This window comes from Bradyrhizobium erythrophlei, assembly GCF_042430365.1.
Taxonomy (GTDB): Bacteria; Pseudomonadota; Alphaproteobacteria; order Rhizobiales; family Xanthobacteraceae; genus Bradyrhizobium; species Bradyrhizobium erythrophlei.
The window spans coordinates 1-1,516 of sequence record NZ_JBHMET010000152.1 but is presented as its reverse complement, the minus strand read 5'-3'; the positions used below and the strand labels follow the sequence as shown (position 1 = coordinate 1,516).

Below are 1,516 nucleotides of genomic sequence, written 5' to 3'. Positions count from 1 at the left end.
ACCGTCAAGCGACGGCGGCAGCCTATCTCCCGCTGAGCTTTGCACCCGGGGAAGCCTATCAGTTCGACTGGAGCCACGGTCCTGCTGGGCGGCGTGACTGTGTTCGTGAAGGTCGCTCACGTCCGGCTTTGTCACAAGAAGCCTTGATCCTGGTTGCGGCGCTCGGAGGTCCAACGATGTTTGCGCGCATCGGCATCATGAGGGCTTTGAACCGCCAGGGGCGTTAGCCGGTCCGACGCTCGCCGGTCTGTGGCGCTTCCGGCGATGCACTCAGGTGCGCTCCGATCCTCAGCACTTGTTGCTGATAGGCTTTCCCATCCTCCGCAAACAGTTCCATCTCTCGCTTGAGCAAGTCCTGATACTCCCGGAGTATATCGGAGGGCGTCTCGGCCTCGAAAATATGTTTGGTCGCTTCAAGCGCCGCTTGCATGCCCTCATGACGCCGAGCAAACCAACCGTCCGCAAATTCCTTCAAGTCTTCGAGCGCGGTTTCTTGGTTCTGCCAGAACTTGACGACTATCGGCGCATAGGCCTTCAACGCAGCTGCTGGCTGTAACGTCACGTTTTCGCTCATGGTCATTCTCCGTTTGAGTTGACCTGCCCCACGAGTCTATGTGACTGGCCCAGGCTTAGCGCGCCAACATCATGAGCGACGCGCAGCGCGAACAGCGCGGGCGCTCGATGGGCGTGAGTTGCGAACTAGCTGAGAATTGAGATTTTGACATAACGCTTCCCATTGTTGGCGGGAGCGCAAGGCTCTCAGTCACCGATGAACGCCGAAGCGGTGCGATGATGATGGGAATTAGATTCCCCTTAAGTCCGGCAGTCCACATAAGAAACATGGCAAACCTTTGTTTGTACGAAAGCGAAATCAGGACACCGACAGATCAAAAATTAGGACAACCGTTCTGACGAGGTAGGCCCCCGACCACAAGGAAGCAGTTCGGCTTCTTCGCCTGGCATTGAGCCTCGACGATAGTGATCCGGACACGTTAGCAGGGGTTGCTGTGATCTCCGCGATAGTGGTCGGCGATTGTGAAGGTGCGATCGAAATGGCTGACCGGGCGGTCGCGCTCAACCCAAATTCACATCACGCATGGCACGACAGAGGCATTGTCTATAGAACTGCGGGGCTGCCGGAGGAAGGGCTCCGGAGCTATGAACGTGCCATTCGCATGAGCCGGTAGACCCGCTGCTACATCTGCTGTTCGCCGGGATGGGGCAGGCCTTTGTTGAGCTTGGTCGCTTTGACGACGCCATCGTCGCTGGGAAGAAAGCCCTGCGTCAAAACTTCTTCTTTCCGCAGGCTTACCGCTGTCTCGTGGCCGCTTTCGCTCTTCTCGGACGCGACGCTGAGGCACGTGAGGCGGCGGCGCGTCTGCTTGAGGTCGATCCAACGTTTACAATATCTCGGCGGCTTGCGCGGGGCGGGGCGTCAAATATGAAGCTGTCGATCGAAGGTTTCCGCAAAGCAGGGCTGCCCGAATAAGCACGGTGCGTTTGTGCAGACGAGGTT

General features: G+C 57.9%; 2 protein-coding genes and 1 pseudogene. 2 read left to right on the top strand and 1 reads right to left on the bottom strand.

Annotation, left to right across the window (positions count from 1 at the left end; genetic code table 11):
• Nucleotides 1-141, top strand: a pseudogene (locus ACFFWD_RS23340) (IS21 family transposase); the annotation flags it as partial.
• Nucleotides 142-223: 82 nt separating this feature from the next.
• On the opposite strand, the gene ACFFWD_RS23335 reads toward ACFFWD_RS23340, so the two are convergent.
• A complete protein-coding gene (locus tag ACFFWD_RS23335; protein ID WP_376968941.1) occupies nt 224-574 on the bottom strand; it encodes a hypothetical protein in 351 nt (116 codons plus the stop codon).
• A gap of 642 nt (nt 575-1,216) precedes the next feature.
• Between ACFFWD_RS23335 and ACFFWD_RS23330 the strand changes: the two genes are divergently transcribed.
• The gene (locus ACFFWD_RS23330; protein WP_376968939.1) at nt 1,217-1,489 is read left to right on the top strand and encodes a tetratricopeptide repeat protein; all 273 of its coding nucleotides are present in this window, start codon (nt 1,217-1,219) and stop codon (nt 1,487-1,489) included.
• Nucleotides 1,490-1,516: the final 27 nt, after the last annotated feature.

Coding starts and splice junctions, on each gene's coding strand:
- ACFFWD_RS23335 (WP_376968941.1), bottom strand. CDS start 574: ATGAGCGAAAACGTGACGTTACAGCCAGCAGCTGCGTTGAAGGCCTAT.
- ACFFWD_RS23330 (WP_376968939.1), top strand. CDS start 1,217: ATGGGGCAGGCCTTTGTTGAGCTTGGTCGCTTTGACGACGCCATCGTC.